Source organism: Halomonas sp. GFAJ-1 (assembly GCA_002966495.1).
Classification (GTDB): domain Bacteria; phylum Pseudomonadota; class Gammaproteobacteria; order Pseudomonadales; family Halomonadaceae; genus Vreelandella.
Map to the genome: position 1 here is coordinate 2,413,340 of CP016490.1, position 22,190 is coordinate 2,435,529.

22 protein-coding genes are annotated in these 22,190 nt (G+C 52.3%); 21 read left to right on the top strand and 1 reads right to left on the bottom strand.

Going from position 1 to position 22,190, the window contains the following annotated elements; genetic code table 11:
• Positions 1-10 precede the first annotated feature (10 nt).
• From BB497_10845 to BB497_10920, 16 genes are all read left to right on the top strand, one after another.
• Positions 11-1,045 carry a phosphate acyltransferase gene (locus tag BB497_10845; GenBank protein AVI63154.1) on the top strand — a complete coding sequence of 345 codons (1,035 nt, stop codon included), beginning with the start codon at positions 11-13 and terminating at the stop codon, positions 1,043-1,045.
• Between the two features lie 138 nt (positions 1,046-1,183).
• On the top strand, positions 1,184-2,143 hold the full coding sequence (locus BB497_10850) for a malonyl CoA-acyl carrier protein transacylase (GenBank protein AVI63155.1): 960 nt from the start codon (positions 1,184-1,186) through the stop codon (positions 2,141-2,143).
• A 55-nt stretch (positions 2,144-2,198) separates the two neighbouring features.
• Complete coding sequence (gene fabG / locus BB497_10855; protein AVI63156.1) at positions 2,199-2,942, top strand: 3-oxoacyl-ACP reductase; 744 nt, start codon at positions 2,199-2,201, stop codon at positions 2,940-2,942.
• A 124-nt stretch (positions 2,943-3,066) separates the two neighbouring features.
• Positions 3,067-3,300: an acyl carrier protein gene (locus BB497_10860; GenBank protein AVI63157.1), complete on the top strand. Its 234-nt coding sequence runs from the start codon at positions 3,067-3,069 to the stop codon at positions 3,298-3,300.
• A gap of 195 nt (positions 3,301-3,495) precedes the next feature.
• Entirely contained in the window at positions 3,496-4,734 is a 1,239-nt protein-coding gene (locus BB497_10865; protein AVI63158.1) for a beta-ketoacyl-[acyl-carrier-protein] synthase II, read from the top strand.
• A 12-nt stretch (positions 4,735-4,746) separates the two neighbouring features.
• Complete coding sequence (locus tag BB497_10870; protein ID AVI63159.1) at positions 4,747-5,547, top strand: aminodeoxychorismate lyase; 801 nt, start codon at positions 4,747-4,749, stop codon at positions 5,545-5,547.
• A gap of 32 nt (positions 5,548-5,579) precedes the next feature.
• Positions 5,580-6,587, top strand: coding sequence for a BCR, YceG family protein (locus BB497_10875; GenBank protein AVI63160.1), 1,008 nt, complete (start codon positions 5,580-5,582; stop codon positions 6,585-6,587).
• 63 nt (positions 6,588-6,650) lie between these two features.
• On the top strand, positions 6,651-7,304 hold the full coding sequence (locus BB497_10880; GenBank protein AVI63161.1) for a dTMP kinase: 654 nt from the start codon (positions 6,651-6,653) through the stop codon (positions 7,302-7,304).
• A complete protein-coding gene (locus BB497_10885) occupies positions 7,295-8,278 on the top strand; it encodes a DNA polymerase III subunit delta' (protein ID AVI63162.1) in 984 nt (327 codons plus the stop codon). Before BB497_10880 ends, BB497_10885 begins: the two co-directional genes overlap by 10 nt.
• Positions 8,279-8,305: 27 nt before the next feature.
• Positions 8,306-8,641, top strand: a complete 336-nt coding sequence (locus tag BB497_10890; protein AVI63163.1) for a pilus assembly protein PilZ — start codon at positions 8,306-8,308, stop codon at positions 8,639-8,641.
• Between the two features lie 42 nt (positions 8,642-8,683).
• Positions 8,684-9,517 carry a hydrolase TatD gene (locus BB497_10895; GenBank protein ID AVI63164.1) on the top strand — a complete coding sequence of 278 codons (834 nt, stop codon included), beginning with the start codon at positions 8,684-8,686 and terminating at the stop codon, positions 9,515-9,517.
• 27 nt (positions 9,518-9,544) lie between these two features.
• On the top strand, positions 9,545-10,120 hold the full coding sequence (locus tag BB497_10900; protein ID AVI63165.1) for a hypothetical protein: 576 nt from the start codon (positions 9,545-9,547) through the stop codon (positions 10,118-10,120).
• Positions 10,117-12,327: a DNA helicase UvrD gene (locus BB497_10905; protein ID AVI63166.1), complete on the top strand. Its 2,211-nt coding sequence runs from the start codon at positions 10,117-10,119 to the stop codon at positions 12,325-12,327. The genes BB497_10900 and BB497_10905 overlap by 4 nt, the downstream gene beginning before the upstream one ends.
• Before the next feature lie 140 nt (positions 12,328-12,467).
• The gene (locus BB497_10910; GenBank protein AVI63167.1) at positions 12,468-13,697 is read left to right on the top strand and encodes a porin; all 1,230 of its coding nucleotides are present in this window, start codon (positions 12,468-12,470) and stop codon (positions 13,695-13,697) included.
• 11 nt (positions 13,698-13,708) lie between these two features.
• Positions 13,709-14,134 carry a phosphate ABC transporter substrate-binding protein gene (locus tag BB497_10915; protein AVI63168.1) on the top strand — a complete coding sequence of 142 codons (426 nt, stop codon included), beginning with the start codon at positions 13,709-13,711 and terminating at the stop codon, positions 14,132-14,134.
• Entirely contained in the window at positions 14,127-16,412 is a 2,286-nt protein-coding gene (locus tag BB497_10920) for a diguanylate cyclase (GenBank protein ID AVI63169.1), read from the top strand. The genes BB497_10915 and BB497_10920 overlap by 8 nt, the downstream gene beginning before the upstream one ends.
• Positions 16,413-16,538: 126 nt before the next feature.
• On the opposite strand, the gene BB497_10925 is transcribed toward BB497_10920, so the two are convergent.
• The gene (locus BB497_10925; GenBank protein ID AVI63170.1) at positions 16,539-18,203 is read right to left on the bottom strand and encodes an electron transfer flavoprotein-ubiquinone oxidoreductase; all 1,665 of its coding nucleotides are present in this window, start codon (positions 18,201-18,203) and stop codon (positions 16,539-16,541) included.
• Positions 18,204-18,642: 439 nt separating this feature from the next.
• Here BB497_10925 and BB497_10930 point away from each other — a divergent pair, with 439 nt between their 5' ends.
• From BB497_10930 to nrdI, 5 genes are all read left to right on the top strand, one after another.
• A complete protein-coding gene (locus tag BB497_10930) occupies positions 18,643-19,392 on the top strand; it encodes an electron transfer flavoprotein subunit beta (protein AVI63171.1) in 750 nt (249 codons plus the stop codon).
• Positions 19,393-19,406: 14 nt separating this feature from the next.
• Positions 19,407-20,333, top strand: coding sequence for an electron transfer flavoprotein subunit beta (locus tag BB497_10935; protein AVI63172.1), 927 nt, complete (start codon positions 19,407-19,409; stop codon positions 20,331-20,333).
• Positions 20,334-20,577: 244 nt separating this feature from the next.
• Positions 20,578-21,189, top strand: a complete 612-nt coding sequence (locus BB497_10940; protein ID AVI63173.1) for a superoxide dismutase — start codon at positions 20,578-20,580, stop codon at positions 21,187-21,189.
• Between the two features lie 263 nt (positions 21,190-21,452).
• Positions 21,453-21,674: an NrdH-redoxin gene (locus BB497_10945; GenBank protein ID AVI63174.1), complete on the top strand. Its 222-nt coding sequence runs from the start codon at positions 21,453-21,455 to the stop codon at positions 21,672-21,674.
• A gap of 9 nt (positions 21,675-21,683) precedes the next feature.
• Positions 21,684-22,118: a ribonucleotide reductase assembly protein NrdI gene (gene nrdI, locus BB497_10950; GenBank protein AVI63175.1), complete on the top strand. Its 435-nt coding sequence runs from the start codon at positions 21,684-21,686 to the stop codon at positions 22,116-22,118.
• The last annotated feature ends 72 nt before the right edge of the window (positions 22,119-22,190 follow it).

A 22,190-nucleotide genomic window follows, 5' to 3' on the forward strand; every position in this document is an offset into this window, starting at 1 on the left:
TGGGTGCTGCGTGCGCCTAGCGATTGATGTAATGGGGGGTGACCAAGGCCCCCGTGCCATTGTCGAAGGCTCCGCAAGGGCGGTCATTGAGCGCCTTGATCTAGAGCTAACCCTGTTTGGTCCGCATCAGCAGATTGATGCTGAGCTTTCGCGCTTGCCGCAGCCCCTGGCTGCGGCAACGTCACGTTTGGTGGTAGCGGATGCGCCAGATAGTGTCTCCCCGGAGGCTACTGCGTCATGGGCGCTTCGTCGTGGTCATTCCACAAGTATGGCGCGAATGCTGCAGAGCCTTTCGCAAGGCGATGCATTAGCGGGTGTCAGTGCGGGGAATACCGGCGCTTTAGTGGCGCTTGCAAGACGAGAGCTGGGTATGCTTTCCGGTATTTCCAGACCGGCAATTAGTACCGCTATTCCTGCTCGCAGAGGGCGCCGCTGCTATTTGCTGGATTTGGGAGCGAATGTAGACTCGCCCGCCCATAGGCTGTTCGACTTTGCCATGATGGGGGCGGCGATGGCCCACTGTATGGATGGAATTGATCGGCCCAAAGTCGCGCTGCTTAATGTTGGTGCTGAAGCAACCAAAGGTAGTGCTAACGTGCGAGAAGGCGATCGTTTGCTGCGTGAATGCGCAACCGATCTAGCATTTGACTACCACGGGTATGCCGAGGGCGGTGATATATTTCAGGGCGAGCTTGATGTGGTAGTGTGCGACGGTTTCGTAGGTAATGTGGCTCTGAAAGCGAGTGAAGGTTTGACCCGTATGCTGGTAGAGCGTGTGCAAATGGCGTTTGAATCACGCCTAAGTGGGCGTTTGGCAAGCCTACTGGCCAGGCCTGTACTAAAGCGTTTGAAGCAAGAGCTGGACCCTGTGCGTTATAATGGGGCCAGTTTGCTGGGTTTGCAGAGGATTGTGGTTAAAAGCCACGGGAGTGCTGGTGCAGATGGCTTCTACTATGCTATCCAGCGAGCGCTACAAGAAGTCGAGCATGAACTGCCGGCGCGAATCGAGGGGCGCTGGTCGCGTCACTCACCGTCGCAGGCATGAGATAATAAAACGTTGGTAAACTATTTTGCGAGTTATCGGCGGCAGCAGGATATGCCAAAAACCGTTGAAGACGGCGCCCTTAACTACGCCTATCGCTCGAATAATGAGCAAACGCCTACAAGAGCAAAGGTGAACGACATGTCTCAACCCCTTGCCCTCATTTTTCCCGGGCAAGGCTCTCAGCAGCTAGGAATGCTGCGAGAGCTGGCCGAGCGCTATAGTGTGGTGGGAACGACATTTGAGGAAGCGTCAGATGCTCTGGGCTACGATTTATGGAAAGTCGTACAAGAAGGCCCAGAAGAAGCACTTAACGCCACAGCGTGCACCCAGCCTGCGCTGCTTTCGTCAAGCATCGCTATTTGGCGTGTTTGGCAAGAGTTAGAGGGCCCCCGCCCAAGCGTGATGGCAGGTCACAGTCTGGGCGAATACAGCGCTATGGTATGTGCAGGTGTGATGGGCTTTGCAGAAGGTGTGAAGCTGGTGCGCTTACGTGGCGAGGCCATGCAGCAAGCAGTGCCTGCTGGCGAAGGCGGTATGGCGGCAATCCTGGGGCTTGAAGATAGTGCTGTGGAAGCGGCTTGCGCCAGCGCTGCCCAGGGAGAAGTGGTTTCTGCCGTTAATTTTAACTCTCCCGGTCAGGTGGTGATTGCGGGTGGTAAAAGTGCCGTTGAGCGCGCTATTTTAGCCTGCCAGGAGGCGGGCGCTAAGCGTGCTATGGCGCTGCCGGTGTCGGTTCCTTCCCACTGTGCCTTAATGCGCCCTGCAGCGGAGCGTCTTTCTCAAGCGATGCAGGAGATAGAGCTGCGCGCACCTCGCTACAACGTCATCCAAAATGTGGATGCGCAGGCCCACGCTGATATTGAAACTTTGCGTACCCGCCTTATTGAGCAGCTTTATCAACCGGTGCGTTGGTCATCCTGCGTTGAAGCCATGGTAAAGCAAGGTGCTAACGTATTTATTGAGTGTGGCCCTGGTAAAGTGCTCACCGGGCTAAATAAGCGTATTGTGCGGGGAGCGAAAGGTTTGGCCGTCAACGATCCCGATAGCTTGGATGCTGCGCTGGAGCTTGCGCGTGAAGCGTTGGCTGACGACGCGTGAGACGCGGCAATTTTCCGCTATCCTTGCTTTTTTATATGGTTAAAGGCAGAACGTTATGACGCAAGAACGTAGAGTTGCGCTGGTCACTGGCGCCAGTAGAGGCATTGGGCGAGCGATTGCTCATGAGCTTGGGCGTCAAGGCCGCATAGTGGTGGGCACCGCGACCAGTGAGTCAGGTGCTGAGAAAATAGATGCTGACCTTAAAGAGCACGGCATTGATGGCGCTGGCATGTGCTTGAATGTCACCGATCAGGCAAGCATCGACCACGTGTTGAAAGCAATTAACGAGCAATTTGGTGCGCCAACCATCTTGGTTAATAATGCGGGCATTACGCGCGATAACTTGCTCATGCGTATGAAAGAGGACGAGTGGGACTCCGTAATGGATACCAACCTCAAATCTGTTTATCGCGTTACTAAAGCCTGTCTACGTGGTATGACAAAAGCACGCTTTGGGCGTATCGTGTCGATCAGTTCAGTTGTGGCAACGATGGGCAATTTAGGCCAAGCTAACTATGCTGCTGCAAAAGCAGGTATGGAAGGCTTTAGCCGAGCATTGGCCAGAGAGGTGGCTTCACGGGCAATTACTGTTAATGCCGTAGCGCCTGGTTTTATTGCCACCGATATGACAGAAGCACTGCCTGAGGCGCAGCACGAAATGCTGTTGAAGCAGATTCCTCTAGCGCGCCTAGGCGAGCCTAATGAAATTGCCGCTGCCGTTGGTTTTTTGACAAGTGATGCGGCGGGTTATATTACTGGTGAAACGCTGCACGTTAACGGCGGAATGAATATGCGTTGATGGCCTTGGGCTTGGCGGTTGCGTCGGCCCAAGGGCGTCTATAAACTACCCCGCAGCTTTTGGCTTGCGGTTTCCAAATGGCTAGTTATCTATAACGGCTAGTGTGAACGAATGGAGCACGTTGATGAGTACTATTGAAGAGCGCGTGAAGAAAGTTGTGGCAGAGCGCCTAAACGTTAAAGAAGAAGACATCCAGAATAGCTCTTCTTTCACGGAAGACTTAGGTGCCGACTCCCTCGACACCGTTGAGCTGGTGATGGCTTTGGAAGAGGAATTTGATACTGAAATTCCTGACGAAGAAGCTGAAAAAATCACTACGGTTCAAGAAGCTATCGACTACGTAAACGCCCACCAGTAAGGGCTGAGTCGACGCATTGAACCAGGGCGGCGTGCTAACCGCCCGCACCAAAAAAAGCCGTCCTGGCACAGGGCGGCTTTTTTGCTTTACGGTCACAATGAATATAACGTTCAATCTCCGTTATACTAGTCACCAAATTTCAGCAGTAAATGACCCGGATGGGTCGTGTCACCATGGATGCCTGGAGGTAAGCTGATGGCGCGTAGAAGGGTAGTGGTAACTGGGTTAGGCCTGGTGACCCCAGTGGGTAACAACGTAGATGAGTCGTGGGCGAACATTCTCGCGGGCAAAAGTGGCATAGCGCCGATAGAGCATTTTGACACCAGCAGCTTCAATACGCGTTTTGGTGGTTCGGTAAAGAATTTTGATATTAGCCCTTACCTGAACCCCAAAGACGCCCGCAAGATGGACCTGTTTATCCAATACGGCATGGCCGCCGGTGCTCAGGCGATTCAAGACTCAGGGCTTGAGTGCACTGAAGAGAATGCAGAGCGCATTGGCGTGGCGATTGGTTCGGGCATCGGTGGGCTGCCGATGATTGAGCATAATCACAATGCGCTAATCAAAGGGGGCGCCCGTCGTGTATCGCCGTTTTTCGTGCCCGGCTCTATTATTAATATGATCTCTGGCAACATGGCGATTCAGCACGGCTTCAAAGGCCCTAACATCGCTATTACCACCGCTTGTACTTCCGGCACCCACAACATTGGCTACAGTGCACGTACGATTGCCTATGGTGATGCTGACGTGATGATTTGTGGTGGCGCAGAAATGGCGACCACGCCGCTGGGGTTGGGTGGATTTTCGGCCGCGCGGGCGCTTTCAACGCGCAACGATAGCCCAGAAGCGGCCAGCCGCCCTTGGGATGCTGACCGCGATGGGTTTGTGCTATCAGACGGTGCCGGTGTCCTAGTGCTAGAAGAGTACGAGCACGCCAAGGCGCGGGGGGCGACGATTTATGCGGAGCTATCAGGATTTGGCATGAGTGATGATGCCTTCCACATGACGGCACCCCCTGAAGATGGCCGTGGCGCTGCGCTCTCAATGAGCAATGCTATCAAAGATGCCAAAATAGCGCCTTCTGAAGTGCACTACATCAATGCTCACGGCACGTCGACAGCCGCGGGTGATCTAGCAGAAAGCCGTGCGGTTGAGCGCGTGTTGGGCAGCGCAGCCCAGCAGGTGGCGGTCAGCTCTACCAAGTCGATGATTGGTCACCTCTTGGGTGCTGCTGGTGCGGTGGAAGCCATTTTCAGTATTTTGGCGATACGTGACCAGGTAGCTCCGCCCACAATTAACCTGGATAACCCCCAAGAGGGCTGCAATCTCGATTACGTGCCGCATACCGCCCGTGAAATGCGTATTGATGTAGCACTGTCCAATTCGTTTGGCTTTGGTGGCACCAACGGCTCGCTGCTGTTTACAAAGGTGTAATGAGCGGTGTCTATGCCCCAGGTGCCGTTTGATGACCGTGGGCTAGCGTATGGTGACGGGATATTTGAAACAGTCTTAATGCGCGCCGGTAAGCCAGTGCTTTGGCCTTATCATTACGCGCGCTTGGCACTTGGCTGTACGCGCTTAAATATCCCGTTACCGCCGATCGAACAGCTCCACGCGACTTGGCAAGAAGGTTCTGCTGCTGAGCTTGAAGTGCTTAAGCTAATCCTAACCCGGGGAAGTGGTGGGCGCGGTTACGCACTGCCGGATGTGGCGGCGCCACGGCTGCTCAGTCGGCGAACGCCTTTTGTAGTCAATGCTGAACGTTGGCAGAAAGGGGTTAGCGTACGCATCTGCCAACTACGCCTTGGCTTCCAACCGCTGCTGGCGGGTATTAAGCACCTCAACCGTTTAGAAAATGTACTGGCGCGCCAGGAGTGGCGCGACAGTGCGATAGCAGAAGGTCTGCTGGCTGATGCGGACGAAAATGTGGTGGAAGCCACTAGTATGAACGTCTTTTGGCAACAGGCAGGGGCGCTATTTACTCCATCACTTGAGCGCTGTGGTGTAGCAGGTACTCTGCGTGCCGCGCTATTAGATGAGGGGGTAGTGCGTGAGGCGATACTGCCGTTAAATGCCTTACCTACTGTAGAGCGTTTATGGGTGGCCAACTCTGTTCAAGGGGTATGGCCAGTTAGAGTGCTGCTTAATGAATCGGGCAGTGAGCTGCGCTCTTGGCCGCTGGCTGAGCATGACCGATTACAAGCTTTGGGGCATCGTTTACTTGGCTATTTGCCCTTATCCCGTTAGGTAGAATTTTAAAAAAGAGTCGTTGAGGTGTCATGGTGAAACGGTTATTAGCCGCAGTGGGAATCTTGGTAGTGCTTGGCGCAGCCGCGGCAGCAGGTGGTTACGTCTATTGGCAAAGCCGATTAGAGGCGCCATTAACCCTTGATGAACCTACTCTCTACCAAGTGCCAGCAGGCGCCGGTTTTAATCAGGTGGTGGGGGAGCTAGAGGCACAGGGAATTATTAGTGATGCGTGGGCCTTTCAGCTAATGGCACGAATGGAGCCCGAGCGCGTGCCGCGGCTAAGGGTGGGGGAGTACCAGCTTACGCCGGGCATGAGCGGGTTAGAGATGGTCGCGTTATTAGGTAGCAATAACGTTGTGACCTATCCGCTTACCATTCCCGAAGGCTGGACGTTTCGCCAGATGCGTGGTTTGCTCAGCGTGGCACCTAAGCTAGAGCAGCGCACCGCTGAATTAAGCGATGAAGAGGTGATGTCGCTATTAGGTCGTGAAGGTACCTTTCCCGAAGGCTGGTTTTTCCCTGACACCTACCGCTACCACCTGGGGATGAGCGATGTTGATATTTTGCGTCAGGCGCTTACTCGCATGGAACGTATCCTAGAAGAGGTATGGGAGGGTCGTGATGATGACCTTACGATTGATACGCCTTATGAAGCCCTGATTATGGCCTCATTAATTGAGCGTGAGACCGGCGCGCCCGAAGAGCGTCGTGAAATTGCCGGCGTATTTAAGCGGCGAATGGAGCAAGGAATGCGCCTGCAAACCGACCCCACGATTATTTATGGCATGGGGGAGCGTTATGAGGGACGTATTACTCGTGCGGATATACGCGAGGCCACGCCGTATAACACCTACGTGATCGATGGTATGCCACCCACGCCGATCGCAATGCCTGGGCGTGCCGCGCTAGAAGCCGCGGTTAATCCACTGCCTGGCGAGACGCTCTATTTTGTATCGCGAGGCGATGGTACGCACCATTTCTCCCGCACGCTGCGTGAGCACAATAACGCTGTTAATCGCTATATCCGTAACCGATGATTTTTTGAATACGATTTTATAAGCAGACTATTTTATGGTGTATCTGGCTAGTAAGGGGCTGCAATGACCAAGCGCGGACGCTTCATCACGCTAGAGGGTGGAGAGGGGGTAGGCAAATCTACCAATGTGGCGTTTGTGGAGGCTTGGCTAAAGGCGCGTGGCGTGGACGTGGTGCTCACCCGGGAGCCTGGAGGCACGCCGAGGGCCGAGGCGATTCGTGGGCTGCTGCTTGATCCCACGCAAGAAGAGCCACTTAATAGCGACGCTGAGCTACTGTTAATGTTTGCTGCCCGAGCCCAGCACTTGGCCCAAAAAATTGTGCCTGCGCTTGAGCGCGGTGCTTGGGTGGTTTGCGACCGGTTCACCGATGCCACCTTTGCCTATCAAGGCGGCGGCCGTGGCATTGCCCCTTCTCGCATTGCTCAGTTGGAGCAGTTTGTGCAAAAGGGGCTCTCGCCAGACCTGACACTTTTGCTGGATATGTCTCCTGCCGCTGCAAAAACGCGCTTAGAAGGGCGGCTACGTGACCAACACACCCAGCGTGACCGCTTTGAGCAAGAGCAGGAAAGTTTTTTTGAAGCGGTACAGCAGGCCTACCTAAGCCGAGCAGCGGCAGCGCCAGAAAGGTTTGCGATAATCAATGCCGAGCAGGCCCTTGACGACGTGCAGGCAGCGCTGGCAACAGTGCTGGAAGAGCGGTTAGCGCTATGGCGTTAACGGATGTGCTGCCCTGGCACTATGACACCTGGAAGCAGTTCGTTCGCTTAGCGAATGATGATCGTATGCCCCATGCATTGCTTATCAGTGGTGCACATGGCGTCGGGAAACAGCAGCTAGCGGACGCCTTAGTGGCGAAAACACTCTGCGCAAAGCCGACAGAACAAGCCTGCGGCCAGTGCCATAGCTGTGCCATGCTCGCCTCGGGCTATCATCCTGACTTGCTGCGCATCTCTCCTGAAGAGGGTAAGCGGCAGATTCGGATTGATCCGATACGTGATGTTAATCGCTTTGTGTCACAAACCGCACAGCAGGGCGGTTACCGGGTGATTGTCATATCCCCCGCTGAAGCGATGAACACTGCAGCGGCCAACGCCTTACTTAAAAGTTTGGAAGAGCCGGGTGAAAAAACGCTGTTTATTTTGCTCTCGGACGTACCCTCGCGGACGCTGCCTACTATCCGTTCCCGGTGTCAGCAGTGGCCGTTGGCAAGTGTGCCTTTTGAGGCGTGCCAAGGCTGGTTGACCGAGAAGCTGGGAAGCGACGAAGCGCTCTTTTGGTGGCGAGTATCTGGAGGGTTGCCACTGTTGGCTATAGAGTTGGCAATGCCTGATGAAAGGGCATTGCGCCACCAAATTCACGACTGCTTTGAGCAGTTGGTGCGCGGCGCAGAACCCGTTTCCGAGGCAGCAAGGCTCGATCGCCAAGCGATAGATGCCATCCTATGGTACGGTATTGCATGGCTTGAAGATCTCATTCGATTAGGCCTATCAGGCGAAACCACAGCGCTGCATAACCCTGATTTAGAGCCGCTTTATCGCCAAGCGGTTAAAAACGCCCGTGTACAAGACTGGTTTCGGCTATTGGATTATGCCCGCGAGCAGCGCCGCCTGCTGGCTGTGGGCGCCAACCCTAACCCACAGCTCGTCCTTGAAGCATGGCTGGTGCGTTGGTCGGCGCTGTTGCGCTCATAACTCCATTAGCTGCCAAGCGAGGTTATGATGGCTGCTCAAAAAGCTCTCTCTTTGACATTACCCGATGTGCCGACGCTGCTATCCGCTTATATGCCTTTTCTTGATCGGGGAGGCATTTTTGTGCCCACTAAAACGCCTTATGCCCTTGGCCAAGAAGTATTTTTGTTACTGACGCTGCCTGGGGAGAGCGAGCGGCTTTCGGTCACCGGGAAAGTGATTTGGGTCTCCCCGGAAGGGGTGAGCGGTCGCCGCATTCCTGGGATTGGTGTGCACTTCAGCCAGCAGGATTATTCGGTGCGAGATCGCATTGAAACACTCCTGGCAGGCCAGTTAGATAAAGCTCCTCCGTCGTTTACGCTGTGAATTGACGTAAGCGACACTTATTTATTCAAAAGCGAGACCTGTATGTTTGTTGACTCACACTGCCACCTGGACCGCTTATCTGAGCATACCCATGGCGGCGATATTTCGGCTACCCTAGCGGCGGCCCGGTCTGCCAATGTCAGCCAGTTTCTCGCTATTTCGGTGACCTTAGAAGAGCTGCCTGGTTTAGCAGCGATTGCCAGAGAGCACCCGGATGTGGCTATTTCTGCAGGCTTACACCCTCTGCACACCACGCCCAACGAACCGAGCGTTGACGATATTGTTGAGGCCGCTGAACAGTACGGTGCAGTAGCGATAGGTGAAACTGGGCTTGATTATCACTACCAAGACAGCGTCCCTATTGATATCCAACATGAGCGCTTTAAGCGTCATTTGCTGGCGGCGCGAGAACTGGAGTTGCCGGTTATTGTTCATACTCGCGATGCCAAACAAGAAACGCTCTCTCTATTGCGCGAGTATAGTAACCCCAAGGTGGGCGGTGTATTACACTGCTTCACAGAAGATATCGAGATGGCGCGGGAAGCGGTGCGCTTAGGTTTCTATATTTCGTTATCGGGCATTATTACCTTTCGCAATGCCGCCTCGCTTCGCGAACTGGCGCGACAGTTGCCGCTAGATCGCCTATTGATTGAGACTGATAGCCCCTATTTGGCACCTGTGCCTTATCGTGGAAAGCCCAACGAACCCGCTTGGGTGGTTGAAGTTGCTGCGTGTATTGCAGAGGCTCGGGGTATCAGCGTAGATGAGGTGGCTATGCAAACCACGGCTAACTTCTATCACTTGTTCCGCGCTGCTGCTCCAGATGCTCCAGAGAGTGTTAAGCAGGCGTTAGCGCAATCAGGCCTGTTGGTGTAGGTCGTCATTGTCACGAGGTGTGGACGGATGAATATTGATCGACTGCTACAGCATCAGCCAGGTTCGGCATCCATACCACCCGTTGACGAGTGGCAGCCGGCCCTTTCCGGGGATATCGATATTTTAATTAAGGCCGATGGCACTTGGCAGCACGAAGGACAGCCTTTTGCCCGAACGGCCATACCACGGTTACTGGCCAGCCTATTGCGGCACGATAGCGACGGCTACTGCCTGGTGACTCCTGTGGAGCGATGGCGCTTAAAGGTAGAGGATCTGCCGCTGGTCGCGGTAGAAGCGGATTTCCATGATGATGCCTGGTGGTTTACCACGCAGTTTGATGATGTTGTGCGTTTAGATGACCAGCACCCTATGACGCTGAGTACTACGCCTGAAGGCGAGCAGGTGCCTGAAATTGCTGTGCGCTTTGGGCTTGGCGCTCGCCTGCACCGTAATGTTTATTACCGTTTAATCGAGCAGGCTACGCCCTGTGTTGTTGCAAACGGCGGGACTCAACTACGTCTGTACAGCGCTGGCAACCCTTACCTGCTAGGGGAGCTAGCGCAAGAGATCGATGCCGATGATGTACCCAGCGAGGCGCCGTGAAGTTAACAGCTGAACAGCAAGCGGTAGTGACTCACAGCAAAGGGCACGCAAGGGTAGCCGCGGTGGCTGGGGCAGGCAAAACCACCACAATGGCAGCCCGTGTGCTGCATCTCCTGGCTAACGATGTCTCGCCAAAACGCATCCTAGTGCTGATGTTTAACCGCTCTGCCCGGGATGATTTTCAGCGCCGCTTATCTAGTATGGCCCCGAAAGGGCAGCCATTACCCGACGTGCGAACCTTCCATTCATTAGGGCATCGGCTGACACAGAGCCTATGTCGGTGGGGAGCGTTGGCGCCCCGACGTCTGCTCTCTGCCGAGTGGCAGCTGGAAAGGCTGCTTCGTCAGGCAAGCTTGAACGTACTTAGCGATGCGGTAGAGCGGCGTGATGCGGCCCTTGAGGGGGATCGCTTGGAAGCGCTGGCTCACTTTTGTGGCTTGGTAAAAGCGGAAATGCTGCCCGCCAACGCGTTATATGATCGCCTGAGCTATGAGCCGGATACCGACTATTTTCCAGCGGCGTTTGACGAGGCCGAGCGACTACTGCAAGCCGAAGGGGTGATGACATATGCCGACTTGCTCTATCGACCGCTCCAAACGCTCGAAGCGGATGGTGCTTTACGCCGCCGGGTGGAAGGCTTTCTAGATCATGTCATCATTGATGAGTACCAGGATATCAATACCGCCCAGCAGCGGCTGCTGGCGGTGTTGGCCGGACAAAGCGCGGATGTAATGGCCGTTGGCGACGCTAACCAGTGTATATATGAGTGGCGTGGCGCGCGGCCAGACACCATGTTGGAAAACTTTACCGCCACCTTTGGTGCTGCAACCGATTACCCGCTCTCTACCACCTTCCGGCATGGCCATGCACTAGCGCTAGCCGCTAATCACGCCATCATGCCTAATCTACGCCGTCCTGATCAACTCTGTTTGGCGGACGCTAATAACCCAGAAACGCGGATATCGGTTGGCCAAGGCAGTCGGTTGCTGCTGGACGCACTGATGGACTGGCAGGCCCAGGGGCGGGCGTTAAGCGAGGCTAGCCTGCTAGTGCGTAGCTGGGCGCTTTCGGTGCCCTTTCAACTGGCGTTATTGCAGGCTGGCATCCCATTTCGGCTGCTACGGGAAGACCGCTTTGTGTTTCGGCTGCCGCTGGTGCAAGCGTTGGCGGGTTATTTAAAACTGTCCCGCCGCCCGGAATTGCTGCATGACCCAGCACAGTTGCTGCTGCTTCTTTCACAGCCAACGCCGTTTGTCGCTCGTGAGCGGCTGCAACAGTTAGCGAATCAGTTGGCCACCACCCAGCGCTGGCCTGAGCGCCACGAGCCAGTGCTAGCAGCGCTCAAGCCGCTGCAGCGTCGTACCTTAAAAAAGCGCTGGGGGTTGTTATGCGAGCTTCCAAAACTCAGCGCATGGTCGCCCGCAAAGCTACTAAGCCATGTAGTAGAAACTATCGACGCGGAAAAAACCCTTAAGCGTGCTGCTGCAAGGCGAGATAAAGGCGAGGAGGATGTGCGCTTATTGGATGTGCTCATTGAGCAGGCAGAGAGCGTGCAAAACCCTGATGCATTTATTGAGCTGCTAGAACGCCCGGTAGAAAACCAAGCGAATGGAGTACTGATTAGTACGGTACATGGCGCAAAGGGGCTTGAGTGGCCGCTCGTGGCGGTGGCAGCCGTTAATGAGGAGGACTTTCCTCATTACAGCCGCGACAATCCGCTGAACGATGAGCGATTGGAAGAGGAGCGTCGACTTTTTTACGTGGCCATTACTCGCGCTCAGGAGCAGCTGCTGATGCTTCATGATGGTGGCGTCCACCGGCCAAGCCGTTTTATTGCTGAAAGTGCTTGGCAGGACAGTATGCGGGTAGCTGGCTGTTTGGCAACGGCTCGCCCGCCAGAGGCTGCTGTTCAGGTCGCTTCACCTGGTTTGGTTAAGCGTTATCTGGATCGACTGGACAGAGGGGATATCGAACTGGCGCCCCCGCAGGTGCAGGAGGCGAGTGCTGAGTACCGCGTTAATACGCATTTTTATCCAGGCCAGCGCCTGCTGCATGCTGTGTTTGGAGAGGGAGAGGTGGCTGCGGTCGAAGGAAACCCGTCAGACCCGGTTATTGATGTGCGCTTTGCCCAGGCTGGTCGTCGGCGGTTGATTGCTCGCCGTGCACCGATAGAACTATTAGAAGTAGGCTCAGTGCTAGTTAGATAAAAATTAGGTTAATTAGAGGACTGTTTTATTTAACCTACTTTTATCCGGATGTTTTATACCTCATTAATCATTTGACTTAGGGTAGGCCTGACGATTTAATGCTTTATAATTAATAGATATTTAATAAGAAGGTATTGTGCATGGTTAGGCAAGTTGCTCTGTTTTGCGTTGTTCTCCTCATAGCCTATACCAGCTCCGGAGTTGCTGATGACACTCATCCACGAGTAATATTTAATGGTTTTGGTACTTTAGGCGTGGTTCACTCTGACGAGTCCCATGCTGATTATGTGTCTGATATTTTCGCATCAAAAGGTGCCGGATATAGCGATGACTGGAGCGCACAGGTAGACAGCCGATTAGGGCTTCAGGCTACGCTACACGTAACGCCAAAAATTACCTCTATCGTTCAGGTGGCTAGCGAAAAACGCTATGATGGTTCTTACGCACCGGGTATTGAGTGGGCTAACATTCAATATGATTTAACCCCTAATTTTAATTTACGTGTAGGCCGCATGGTGCAAGGTACGTTCATGGCATCCGAGCATCGTAAAATTAACTATGCCACTCCCTGGGTACGACCGCCGCAAGAGGTGTATCGTTTAATTCCTGTCGCATATTTCGATGGTGTGGATATGCGCTATCAATATGCTGCAGGCGAAACTACCAATGAGCTACGTTTGAGCTATGGTGGGGGCAGCGTTGATTACCCAACTGGCAGTATAGATGCCTCCGATTCATGGGGGATCTCACATCGCACGCAATGGGGAGCCACCACGCTCTTTGCTAGCTACGGTGAGCTAAAAGTAAGCGTTGATGAGCTTTCCCAGTTTTTCGACATTTATCGATCATTTGGCCCCCCAGGAGAGTTAATTGCTAATCGGTATGAGGTTGAGGGAAAGCGGTCCAGTGTGATTAGTCTCGGAGTTGGCTATGATCCTGGCCCATGGTTTGTGATGGGAGAGTGGGCACGTTCTACATCGTCATCTGTGTTGGGTGATAATGAGGGCAGCTATCTTACCGCTGGATACCGTATTGCTAGCTGGACACCCTTTGTAGGTATATCGCGTGCAAGGGTAACTAGTAATACTTCTGAAGAGGGGCTAAATGCAGCGCTTTATCCTTCTCCATTTGCAGAAGGTGCAGTGCTACTCAATGATATTTTGAATGACGTGCTTGCTAGTGGCATGCAGCAACGAGGCGTGACACTGGGAACACGCTGGGACTTACGGCCGGGCATGGCGCTTACTGCTCAATATGACTATATCGATATGCGCTCAGATTCGCCAGGCGGGCTCATTAATCAACAACCGAAGTTTGATCCCGGTGGGCATATTAACCTGTTTAGCCTTGCGCTCGACTTTGTATTTTAAGGAGAGTGGCAATGCTTAAGCGACTTAATATGCTTGGTGCAAGTGTTTTGCTTAGTGTTATTGGGCATGCTGCGACAGCCGATGTTTTACTCGTAACCTCAGTTGAGGCACCTTTTACACGTTTGACCAGTAGTGAATTAACAGATATTTATTTAGGCCGACGCACACAAATCGGTAAAGGATTGGCAGTAATACCCTTGGATCAGTCAGGAAGCTCAATAGAGCGTGAAGTGTTTTACACTCGTTATATTGGGCAAACACCAGCACAGATTAAAGCGCACTGGGCTCGGCTTATTTTTACTGGACGAGGACAGCCTCCTCAAACATTTCGCGATAGCCAAGCAGTTATAGATAGGCTCGTTAGTGATAAAGCTGCGTTGGGTTATATTAATGCTGCTTACTTTGACGACCGGTTAAGAGTGGTACAAGTTGAGTAATCCCTTTTATTCACAAAACCCAAAAGCGGAGAGTGCGGCTCGGGCCCATGCTCATCGTCGGTTGCACCACCTTGCTAGTCCAGTCTGGCTGCTTAGCATGTTGGCATTGTTGCTATTGATCATTATTTGGTCGGGTACCTACTACTTAGTTAAAAAAGAGCAGTCAGCTGTTGAGCGACAAGCAGCGTTATCTGTAGGTGAAATTTTAGATACCTATGAAGCTCGCGTTGTGAGAGCGCTTCGGGAAATTGACACAACACTGAAGCTAGTCCGCTTCACTGCCAATAGTGTTGACAGTGAAGCGGCGCTAGATGTTTTACAGGCTCAAGAGCTTTTACCTCCAGCACTATTATTTACGGTAGGTGTAGTTAATAAGCAGGGGGTTGTTGTTGGAAGCACCAATTCATTATTGATTGAACAGCATTATATGCTGCCAATGCAGTCAGGGCGAGTTGACGACACTTTAGCAGTGGATCGAGTGATAACTGATGATGTGGTGCAGCTGATGTTTACTCGGCCACTAATTTCTGACCATGAAACAGTGTTGGGTTGGATTTTTGTTTCAGTCGAAGCTGACTTTTTTGTTAGTAGCTACGCAACTCGCTCTATGGGGCACCAGGGTATGTTAGCCGTGGTAGGAGAAGACGGCTTAGCACATGTTGCTAGAGCAGGCAGTGAAATTTATTCAGATGACGTTTTAGAGTTAACTCCATGGGTGAAGGGTGAGGGCGATACAGGTCAACCGCTCTTTCTGACAACTTGGAGGGACGAGGAACGCTATACAATGGTAAGAGAACTTTATAGTTTTCCTTTATCTGTCGTTGTCGGCCTTTCTAAAAATGAACAATTGGCGTCTGCACAGGCTATAGCCAAAAAATATTGGCAGCGGGCTAGCTGGGCAAGTGGTTTATTGCTTGCTGTTTTTACATCGCTAGGGCTCTTTAGTTGGAAGCTACAGCGAGAGCGTCAACGTGTAATAGAGGAGCGTATTTTACACGCTGAGCAGGTTGAGCACTTGGCGTTTCATGATGCGTTAACAGAGCTACCTAACCGAGCTTTTTTTAGTTATTTGGTGACACAGGCGGTCAGGCTTGGCGAACGCCATGGGGAGCCTTTTGCGCTGCTCTTTTTGGATCTTGATCGTTTCAAGCTTATCAATGATTCTTTGGGTCATGAGGCGGGTGACCATCTTTTACAGGAAACGGCTAAGCGTCTTACATCAGCGGTTCGTGCCAGTGATGTTGTAGCTCGGTTGGGCGGTGATGAGTTTGTCATTATCATGCATAAGGTTGATAGCCAGGCTTGTGTTAAGCCTGTTGCTGAAAAAATACTCGATTCCATCAGAGAGCCTTTTTCTCTAGCAGGGCACGAGTACCATGTTTCAGTCAGTATTGGAGTATCCTTGTTTCCCGTTGATGGGCTTGATGAGCAAACATTAATAAAAAATGCCGATGTGGCCATGTATAAAGCAAAGCAAGCAGGAAAAAATACCGCCTGCTTTTACACTGAAGAGCTTGGGTTGGAAACAGATGTTCGTTTAATGCTGGAGTCGGGTCTCCAGCGAGCGCTAGACCAAAAAGAACTTAAGTTGATCTATAAGACTAAGCATAACTCAAGTGATGGCGAGGTTATTGGTATTGAAGCGTTGTTGCGCTGGCAACATCCGACACTTGGTTTGCTCGAGCCATCACAATTTATTTCAATGGCTGAAGAGAGTGGTTTGATCGTTTCTATTGGTAGCTGGGCAATAGAACAAGCCTGTAAACAGAGTATGTTATGGCAAGAGCAAGGCGCACCAGCGCTAACAATAGCTGTAGATGTCTATGAACGGCAGTTTTATGATGAGGCTTTTGTGAAGAGCGTGAACGATATTGTAACCACTACGCAAATGATACCGGAATTGCTTGAGCTACAGGTTGCTGAAAGTACAATTTTGAAAGACGTCGAGTACACTGCTAAGGTCTTTGAAGAAATTAAAAAGATAGATGTTAAAATTATTGTAGATGATTTTGGGGTTAAGTATTCAAAGCTATCCAATTTAAAGGTTTTGCCACTTGATGTGTTAAATGTAGATACTGCGTTAGTTGATGGTTTGTCAGGCACTGATAACGATCAGCAGCTATCATTTGCTGTTATCAAGCTTGGTCAGTGCTTAAGTCCAAAAATATTTGCTAAAGAGGTAGGCTTCCAGCGCCAATCGGTGCTTATGCATGATTTGACTGCTCTTCAATTGAATGGTTTTTACAGCAGTGAAGCTTTTGAGAACAGAAAATTTTGAATAGTTCTAAGTGATTCTAAATAGACCGGTGTAAGACTGTATTTAATCAATAGGTGTGCTAAAAATGCCTCCTAGGCATATAATGCACAGGAGGCATAGACGTTGCTTTAAATGTTTCTTTACCTGCTACATATTAGGATAGTTGGGGCCGCCGCCACCTTCGGGTGCCACCCAGGTAATGTTTTGGGCGGGGTCTTTGATGTCGCAGGTTTTACAGTGGACGCAGTTCTGGAAGTTGATCTGGAACTTAGGCGCACCCTGCGCATCCTCAACGACTTCATAAACGCCTGCAGGGCAGTAGCGCTGCGCAGGTTCGGCGTATTCAGGCAAGTTGTCGCGAATGGGCAGCTCGGGGTCTGCTAAGCGCAGATGACAAGGCTGATCCTCTTCGTGATTGGTATTGGATAAAAATACCGAGGTTGGCTTGTCGAAAGAGAGCTTGCCGTCGGGCCTTGGGTAATCGATCTTTTCAAACTTGGCGGCAGGCTTCAGCGCACCGTGGTCGGTGGTGGTGTCATGCACGTTGGGAAGCTTATTGCCCAGCAACTGATTAACAAAGTTGTAGGCGCCGCCTCCAACGGTACCGTATTTATGAATGGCAGGGCCGAAGCTCGCGCTCTCTTTTAGCTCTTCATAGGCCCAGCTGGCTTCCCACTTAGTGGTGAAACTTGTCAGCTCTTGAGCGCCCTCGTCGCCGCCTTTAATAGCTTCAAAAACACTCTCCGCGGCTACCAAGCCCGACTTCATCGCCGTGTGCAGGCCCTTGATCTTGGAGAAGTTGAGCGTGCCTGCATCGCAGCCAATTAGCAGGCCACCTGGAAAAGTCATTTTGGGTAGGCAGTTAAGCCCCCCTTTGGTAATGGCCCGCGCGCCATAAGCTACCCGCTTACCGCCAGACAAGTACTGGCTGATAGTGGGGTGATGTTTTAGACGCTGAAACTCATCAAAGGGAGAGAGCCACGGATTTTGGTAGCTAAGGTCCATAATCAGGCCCACGACGACCTGCTGATTCTCTGCGTGATAGAGGAACCAGCCGCCGTGGGTGTTTTTATCCAGTGGCCAGCCAGACCCGTGTGCCACAAGCCCAGGCTCATGTTGCTCGGCGGGTACATCCCACAGCTCTTTAAGGCCAATACCGTAATGCTGTGGGTCGCGACCAGCATCGAGGGAGTACTCTTGAATTAACCGTTTGCCAAGGTGTCCGCGGGCGCCTTCAGCAAATAGCGTGTATTTTGCGCGCAGCTCCATACCCGGCATATGGCCGTCTTTCGGAGTGCCATCGGCGCTAACGCCCATATCACCTATTAGAATGCCGCGAACAACACCCTCTTCAATAATTACTTCCTGGGCAGCAAAACCAGGGAAAATCTCAACCCCGAGTGCTTCGGCCTGTTCGCCAAGCCAGCGACTCAAGTTCCCCGCGCTAATGACATAACGAGTAAGCTCGCCACCCGTGTTGTGCATGCTTTTTGGCACTAAAGCGTTGGGGATTTTCTGTGCTTTCTCAGCATCTTTAAGCAAGTAAACATCATCCCGGGTGGCGGGGGTGTTTAGCGGTGCACCGCGCTCTTCCCAATCGGGGAACAGCTCAGCTAATGCGCGAGGTTCAAAAACCGCGCCAGATAGAATATGAGCGCCTACTTCTGAGCCTTTCTCCACTACGCAGACCGTAAGCTCTTGCTCAGCCTCGTTAGCCTGTTGCATTAAGCGACATGCGGCAGACAGTCCAGAAGGGCCGGCTCCCACAATCACCACATCAAAGTCCATTACATCGCGTTCAACGTTTTCCACCCGGTTTCTCCTTATTCTCTTAACGGCCAACTTAACGATAAGTTAGCTGTGAGAACTAGCTTATGAAAAGCTGGTCTTAATTTAAAACGGTCGTTTGCTTCTGGTTATGCCCCATGATAGGCATAATACCCCTGTCAGGTCACCCCTACGATGGCAAAAGCAGCATTTCTCGATCGATCCTGGTCAACACCCGGGTTGGCTCATTGCGAATTAAGGTGGATTGATAGCAGCTACGACCAAGGCCGTAGACGATGAGTGTTGTTGCCCATAGGGTGGTTGTGGCAAATTGATGGGGTTTTTCATTTACAGACCTATCAAACGCTTGCATGAATTTTTTAAGCGGTGCTAATCGTCTTGCGCCGCTCCTATTTTTCATCGGTATCTTTTTTCGGTGCCGGGTCAGGTTAACGGCTTCTACGACAAGCCAAGCGAGGAACCTATGAAAGTACTCGTCGCGGTTAAACGCGTCATTGACTATAACGTCAAAATCCGTGTGAAAGCGGACCACTCTGACGTCGATCTTACCAACGTCAAAATGGCCATGAACCCTTTCTGCGAAATTGCTGTAGAAGAAGCGGTGCGCCTGAAAGAGAAGGGTGTTGCTACCGAAGTGGTTGCCGTGACGGTTGGCCCTAAAGCCGCCCAAGAGCAGCTGCGTACCGCGCTAGCGCTGGGCGCAGACCGCGCTATTCATATTGAAACCGACGAGCGGGTAGAGTCACTTGTCGTGGCCAAGCTGCTGGCCAAAGTTGTTGAAGAAGAGCAGCCAGGTTTGGTGGTGCTAGGTAAGCAGGCCATCGATACCGACAATAATCAGACTGGCCAAATGCTTGCTGCATTGACCAATCTGCCCCAAGGCACCTTCGCATCCGACGTCACGGTAGACGGCGACAAAGTTAATGTGACCCGGGAAATCGACGGTGGCCTGCAAACCATCGCGCTAACGCTACCCGCTATCGTCACGACGGACCTGCGCTTGAACGAGCCGCGCTACGCCAAACTGCCAGATATCATGAAGGCTAAGAAAAAGCCGCTGGATGTGAAAACCCCCGCCGATTACGGCGTTGAGGTGGCTTCCAAGGTGTCCCTGGTGAAAGTGGAATCGCCGGCTGAACGTAAAGGCGGTGTCAAAGTTGCCTCGGTAGATGAATTGATCGACAAACTGAAAAACGAAGCCAAAGTGCTTTAATAGGAGCTGATCTCATGAGCATTCTGGTACTTGCCGACCTCCATGAAGGTCAGCTTGCGGGCGCGACAGCCCACGTAGTTGCTGCTGCTAAGGCGATTGGTGGTGACATCGACGTGCTTGTTGCCGGTGAAGGCGTACAAGCCGCTGCTGAAGCGGCCGCGAAGCTTGATGGCGTAAGCAAGGTTCGTCTAGCGGACAACGCGGTATACGCCCATCAGCTTGCCGAACCAATGGGCGCTCTACTGGTTGAGCTGGCAGGCGCTTATACCCACGTGCTGGCTAGCGCCTCTACGACTGGCAAAAACGTACTGCCACGCTTAGCTGCACTAAAAGATGTTAGCCAGCTTTCCGACGTAATTGGTGTTGAGAGCGCTGATACCTTCCTGCGTCCCATTTACGCAGGTAACGCTATCGCCACGGTAAAAAGTGACGACGCGCTCAAGGTAATTACCGTGCGCACTACTGGCTTTGATGCAGTGGGCGCTGGCGGCAGTGCCGCTATCGAGACGGTTGACGTTGTGGTTGAAAACGCTCAGTCCAGCTTCGTAAAAGAAGAGCTGGCGCAGTCTGATCGCCCAGAGCTTGGCGGTGCTAAGGTAGTGGTTTCTGGCGGCCGCGGTATGGGCAACGGCGACAATTTCAAACTGCTCGATGGCATTGCCGACAAGCTGGGGGCTGCCATTGGTGCCTCGCGGGCAGCCGTTGATGCAGGCTTTGTGCCTAACGATATGCAGGTTGGTCAGACCGGCAAAATTGTCGCGCCGGATCTGTATATCGCAGTGGGTATTTCAGGCGCCATTCAACACTTGGCAGGCATGAAAGACTCCAAGGTGATCGTTGCGATCAACAAAGACGAAGAAGCGCCTATTTTCCAGGTTGCGGACTACGGTCTAGTGGGTGATTTGTTTGAGATTCTGCCCGAGCTTGAAAGCAAGCTATAAGCATCTGAATCTCAAGTATATAAAAGCCGGCTTCCTTAGAAGCCGGCTTTTTTAATGGGGTCAGATTCGATAAACTGGCAATAGTTGACTAAAGTACTTGGTCAAAGGCGCTGAACTAATTCACTGCTAGGCTTAGTGAGAAAAAAATGGTCCTAGCGGTTGAAAAGGGTGGGGCATGGCCGCACTTAACTAGTTGGACGCAAACAGGTTGAATGCAAAAAAAGCCACATAAGGAGTAGCTAACATGGCACATACACTTCCAGAACTACCTTACGCCTATGACGCGCTTGAGCCGCACATTGACGCGATGACGATGGAGATTCACCACTCTCGTCACCATAATACTTACGTGACTAGTCTCAATGCTGCGCTTGAAGGCACGGGCTTGGAAGATGTACCCGTCGAAGAGCTGGTAGCTGACCTTGATCGTGTACCGGAAGAGAAGCGTCAAGCCGTCATCAATCACGGTGGTGGCCACGCCAACCACTCTATGTTCTGGCAAATGATGTCCCCCAACGGTGGTGGTAAGCCGCAGGGCGACGTGGCAAAAGCCATTGATGCTGAGCTGGGTGGCCTTGAAGCGTTCCAAGAAGCGTTCAAAAAAGCTGCGCTTGGTCGTTTCGGTAGTGGCTGGGCATGGCTTTCTGTGACCCCCGAGAAAAAACTGGTCGTAGAAAACACACTGAACCAAGATAGCCCGCTGATGCACGGCAACACGCCGCTGTTGGGCTTGGATGTGTGGGAGCACGCCTACTACTTGAAGTATCAAAACAAGCGCCCTGACTACGTCTCTGCGTTCTTTAACGTGGTTAACTGGGAAGACGTTGAGCGTCGTTATCAGGCTGCCAAAGCCTAAGCTCATCCCCAGTAAGACCTAGAAAGAGAGGGCGCTGCCGATAGTGGCGCCGCTCATAAAAGCCGCCCCCTTGTGGGGCGGCTTTTTGGTTTTTAGATGCCAGTCTGGGCATGGCCTGTCAATAACCTGTGGATGAAAAATACCATATATGCTTGAATTGATTTTGTCATGAACTATATATAGTATGCGTGTCTCTTCCAGAGAGGTCGAGCATTAGATATGCTTTACCCGAAAAATACCGCTATGAAAAGGAAAAAATAGCCATGGAAATCCAAATTTATAGCAAGCCCGCTTGTGTTCAGTGCACCGCGACCTACCGCGCGCTGGATAAGCAGGGTATTGAATATACTGTTATCGATATTACCGCTGAAGCCGATGCCCAAAAAGAAGTTGAAGCGTTAGGTTATCGCCAGCTGCCGGTGGTGGTGGTAGGTGAAGAGCACTGGTCTGGTTTCCGCCCTGATCGCATCCAAGCGCTGGCGTAATTTACCGCCATGCAACCCGCTAATGTGGATGTTGAGCGTGCCGGTACGCTGGTGTACTTCTCCACCAAGTCGGAAAACACACACCGTTTTATGCAAAAGCTTGGTTTAAGTGCCCAGCGTCTGCCGCTCAATCGTGAAGAAGCAGCGTTACGCGTAGAACAGCCCTACATATTAGTCACGCCTACCTACGGAGGCGGCGCGGCGAAAGGGGCGGTGCCAGCGCAGGTGATTCGATTTTTAAACGATGAGCAAAACCGACACCTTATTCGCGGTGTTATTGCTGCTGGAAATACTAATTTTGGCGATGCGTATGGTCTGGCTGGGCGCATCATTGCGCAAAAATGCCAAGTGCCGCTGCTGTATCGATTTGAATTGCTTGGCACTGATGATGATGTCGTCAAGGTCCGCAAAGGAGTAGAAGAGTTTTGGAAACGACTAACGTAGCCCCAAAAAATGTTGTTGATGCAAAGCGGCCTGCTGCAGGGACTGGTGAGACGCGAACGCTGGATTACCACG